The following is a 4256-nucleotide window of genomic DNA, read 5'->3' as shown; positions in this document are numbered from 1 at the left end:
CAAGGTGGCCGTGATGGGCTGCATCGTCAACGGCCCCGGCGAGAGCAAGCATGCCGACATCGGCATCAGCCTGCCCGGCACCGGCGAAGCGCCGGCCGCCCCGGTCTTCATCGACGGCGAGAAGGCTCTCACTTTGCGCGGCGAACACATTGCCGAGGAGTTCCAGCAACTCGTCCAGACCTACATCGATCGCCGTTTTGGCGGGGCCGTTCAGGCCTGATCTTTTTCAAGAAAACAAGAAACTGACGCTCTCATGGCAGAAAAGCTGACCGCCATCAAAGGCATGAACGACATCCTGCCGCCGGAATCGGCGCGCTGGGAATGGCTCGAAGACAAGGTGCGACAACTGATGCGCCGCTACGGCTATCAGAACATGCGCACGCCCATCGTCGAGCCCACCGCCTTGTTTGTGCGCGGCCTGGGCGAAGTCACTGACATTGTCGAAAAGGAGATGTACTCCTTCGAAGACAGCCTCAACGGCGACAAGCTCACGCTTCGTCCCGAGGGTACGGCCGGTTCGGTGCGCGCCATCAACGAGCATAATTTTCTGTACGAAGGTGGCAAGCGCCTGTACTACATCGGGCCCATGTTCCGTCACGAGCGTCCGCAGAAAGGGCGTTATCGTCAGTTTCATCAGGTCGGCGCCGAGGTGCTGGGCTTTGCCGGCCCTGATGTCGATGCGGAACTGATCCTCATGACCGCTGCGCTGTGGCGCGATCTGGGTTTGAGCATCGGTCAGGACGTGAGTTTGCAGATCAACAGCTTGGGCCAGCCTGAGGAACGCAAGGCTCACCGTGCTGCACTCATCACCTACTTGGAAGAGAACATCGACCAATTGGACGAGGAAGCGCGTCGACGCCTGCACAGCAATCCGTTGCGCATTCTCGATACCAAGAATCCGGCCATGCAGGCCCTGGTCGAAGCGGCGCCCAAGCTGATCGACTTCCTGGGTGAGGCATCTCTGGATCATTTTGGCGCAGTCAAGTTTGCGCTGGAGGCTGCGGGCATTCCTTATCAGGTCAACACCCGCCTGGTGCGGGGCATGGATTACTACAACCTGACGGTTTTCGAGTGGGTGACCGACAAGTTGGGCGCCCAAGGGACCGTGTGTGGTGGTGGTCGTTACGACGGGCTGATCGAACAGTTGGGTGGCAAGCCTGCTCCCGCAGTAGGGTGGTGCTTGGGCATGGAGCGTCTGCTCCTGCTCTTGCAGGAGATCGGTGTTGAGGCGCCGTCTACAGCGCCCGATGCCTACGCCATGGTCTTTGCAGGCACGCCCATGCCTGTCGTGTTGGCGACGCTTGAAGTCTTGCGTGCACAAGGTGTTTGCGTACAACTGCATCCCGCTGGCAAGGACGGCCCAGCCAGCCCCAAGTCACAGTTCAAGAAGGCTGACGCCAGCGGCGCACGGTTTGCCCTGGTGTTCGGGCCGGACGAGGTGGCTCAGGGCTTGGTCGCCGTAAAACCCTTGCGTGATGGCGGCGAACAGACCTCGCTTCAACTGGCTGAAGCTGCCGGGTGGGCCCACCGACTCCTCGCGCAGCCACAGGCTTCCTGACCGTCATAATCGGCGGATCAACCTCTTACATCTTTTTTGCGGCAGACATGGCGACCTACGACAACGAACAACAGGAACAGTTGGATCAGTTCAAGCACTTCTGGAAACAGTACGGCAACCTGATCACTTGGGTGCTGGTGCTTGTCCTGGGCGCTTATGCCGCCTGGACGGGGTATCAGTACTGGCAGCAAAAGCGTGGTCTGGCTGCTGCGGGTCTGTATGAAGAGATGGATCGGGCCGTGAGCGGAGGGCAGTCTGACAAAGCGGCCCAGGCGTTTGCCGATCTCAAGAAAGACTATGCGGGCACGACATTCGCTGCGCAAGGTGCGCTGTTGGCGGCCAAGGTGGCTTTGGAGCAGCAAAAAACCGATGATGCCAAGTCTGCTTTGCAGTGGGCCGTAGATCAGGGCAAGAACCCTGACTTGGTCGCCATTGCCCGACTGCGCTTGGCTGGCGTGCAAATGGATGCGCAGGCGCACGATGATGCGTTGAAGACCCTGTCTGCCAGTGTGCCCGCCGAGTTCGCTCCTCTTGTGGACGATCGCCGAGGCGACATTCTGGTCGCGCAAGGCAAGAAGGACGAGGCCATCAAGGCCTATCGTGCTGCCTGGGATGCCATGCCGCCAGAAGTGGAGTACCGTCGCTTCATCGAAGGCAAGTTGACCGCTTTGGGGCAAGCCCCTGTTGCGGTGGCTGCCGAGGCTGCGTCCTCAGTCGCCGCATCGGCCCCGTGACCCTTGATTCGAGAGTGACCTCATGACTTTTCCTCTCTCCACATCGTTGACCTGGTCTCAGCGCTCGACCCGTCTGCTCGCTGCGACGCTGAGCGTGCTGGCTGTCGCTACTTTGACGGCCTGCGGCTCCAGCAAGCCTTCCCCGGCCCCGCTGGAATCGTTGAAGTCCGAAGTCACCGTGGCCACCGTCTGGTCTCAGCGACTGGGGGCGGTCAGCAGTGCATTGACGCTGTCTGCCAACCAAGGTGTCATCACCACAGCCAGCACGGATGGTGAGGTTGTGGCACTCGACGCAGCGACCGGAACAGTGAAATGGCGTGCCCAGGCCAAGAATGATCTGTCGGCGGCTGTGGGCAGTGATGGGCGCCATGCCGCTGTGGTGACGGACAACAACGAACTTCAGGTGTTTGATCAGGGCAAGTGGGTCTGGACCGCGCGTCTGCCGGGCCGCGTTGTCACCGCGCCTTTGGTGGCGGGAGAGCGTGTGTTTGTTCAGGCCGTGGACCGCAGCGTGCGTGGCTACGATGTGCTGGATGGCCGTTGGTTGTGGCAATACCAGCGTCCTGGCGGAGAGCCTCTTGCGCTCGCCACGTCAGGCGTGTTGGCAGCCTTCCGTGACACCTTGCTGGTGGGGCAGGGCGCTCGTTTGGTCGGGTTGGACCCTGTCAAGGGCAGTGTGCGTTTTGATGTGAACGTCGGCACGCCGCGTGGCACCAACGAAGTGGAGCGCTTGGCTGACCTGATCGGGCCATTGGCGCGCGCAGATGACGAAGTCTGCGTTCGAGCTTTCCAACTGTCCGTGGCTTGCCTGGAGTTGAATCGTGGCAGCCTGCGGTGGAGCCGTCCGCAAGCTGGTACCCAAGGCGTGGCAGCCAATGACCGGTTGGTGGTGGGCGCAGACAGCGCCGATCGCTTGACGGCCTGGAAAGCCGAGAATGGCGATGTCATGTGGCGCGTTGACCGTTTCACCCACCGTGGTCTGAGCGCGCCTGCGATCCTCGGCGAACGTGTTGCCGTCGTGGATGCTCAAGGTTACCTGCATCTGCTCTCGGCGACCGATGGTCGGACCGTGGCCCGGGTCGAACTCGACAGCGCTGCTGCTGCGGCGCCTCTGGTTGCCAACCAGACACTGTATGTTTCTACACGCAAAGGCACCTTGTATGCCTTGCGTGCCAACTGATTTTTTGCAGACTGAGATTTCATGAAACCTGTCATTGCGCTGGTCGGACGACCCAACGTCGGCAAGTCGACGTTGTTCAATCGCCTGACCAAGAGCCGCGATGCCATCGTGGCCGACTTCGCAGGCCTGACCCGTGACCGTCACTATGGTGAGGGGCGGATGGGCTCGCATGAGTTCATCGCCATCGACACCGGTGGCTTTGAGCCGGACTGCACCGCGGGCATCTTCAAAGAGATGGCCAAGCAGACTCGGCAGGCTGTGGCCGAGGCCGATGCTGTCATCTTCGTGGTCGATGCCCGTAACGGTTTGTCGGCCCAGGATCACGACATCGCTCGCTACTTGCGTACCACCAACAAAAAGGTGCTGCTGGCGGCCAACAAGGCCGAAGGCATGAAAGAGGGCGTGCAACTGGCCGAGTTCTACGAGCTCGGCATGGGTGAGCCCATCCCGGTTTCCTCGGCGCACGGTCAGGGCATCCGCTCCCTGCTCGACGAGGCCTTGGCCGACTTCATCGAAGAAGAGGATGAAGACGAAGAGGTGTACGACGACCCCGATCGGCCGATCCGCCTGGCCGTGGCCGGTCGCCCCAATGTGGGCAAGTCCACCCTGATCAACACCTGGCTGGGCGAAGAGCGCCTGGTGGCCTTCGACATGCCGGGCACCACGCGCGACGCCATCAGCGTGCCTTTCGAGCGCGAGGGCCAGAAGTTCGAGCTCATCGACACCGCCGGCCTGCGCCGCAAGGGCAAGGTCTTCGAGGCCATCGAGAAGTTCTCGGTGGTCA

Annotated in this window: 5 protein-coding genes; all 5 read left to right on the top strand. The window is 61.3% G+C overall.

Annotated elements, in window-relative coordinates; translation table 11 throughout:
- On the top strand, window positions 1-220 hold a 220-nt coding region (locus ACMV18_RS11020; RefSeq protein WP_420817881.1), incomplete at its 5' end, for a flavodoxin-dependent (E)-4-hydroxy-3-methylbut-2-enyl-diphosphate synthase.
- A gap of 33 nt (window positions 221-253) precedes the next feature.
- On the top strand, window positions 254-1558 hold the full coding sequence (hisS, locus tag ACMV18_RS11015) for a histidine--tRNA ligase (RefSeq protein WP_420817880.1): 1305 nt from the start codon (window positions 254-256) through the stop codon (window positions 1556-1558).
- Window positions 1559-1605: 47 nt separating this feature from the next.
- Window positions 1606-2292 (top strand): YfgM family protein, encoded by a 687-nt coding sequence (locus ACMV18_RS11010; RefSeq protein ID WP_420817879.1) that lies wholly within the window; start codon window positions 1606-1608, stop codon window positions 2290-2292.
- Between the two features lie 22 nt (window positions 2293-2314).
- A complete protein-coding gene (bamB, locus tag ACMV18_RS11005) occupies window positions 2315-3472 on the top strand; it encodes an outer membrane protein assembly factor BamB (RefSeq protein ID WP_339582450.1) in 1158 nt (385 codons plus the stop codon).
- Window positions 3473-3493: 21 nt separating this feature from the next.
- Window positions 3494-4256 (top strand): ribosome biogenesis GTPase Der (gene der / locus ACMV18_RS11000; protein ID WP_420817878.1); only part of this gene is annotated, 763 nt, incomplete at its 3' end.

Origin of the sequence: Aquabacterium sp. (assembly GCF_048860245.1) — a bacterium.
Classification (GTDB): domain Bacteria; phylum Pseudomonadota; class Gammaproteobacteria; order Burkholderiales; family Burkholderiaceae_C; genus Aquabacterium.
The sequence above is the reverse complement of the archived record's forward strand: the minus strand, read 5'-3'. Positions and strand labels throughout refer to the sequence as shown.

Excerpts from the sequence above, each read along its gene's own strand:
- hisS (WP_420817880.1), top strand. The coding sequence starts at position 254 with ATGGCAGAAAAGCTGACCGCCATCAAAGGCATGAACGACATCCTGCCG.
- ACMV18_RS11010 (WP_420817879.1), top strand. The coding sequence starts at position 1,606 with ATGGCGACCTACGACAACGAACAACAGGAACAGTTGGATCAGTTCAAG.
- bamB (WP_339582450.1), top strand. The coding sequence starts at position 2,315 with ATGACTTTTCCTCTCTCCACATCGTTGACCTGGTCTCAGCGCTCGACC.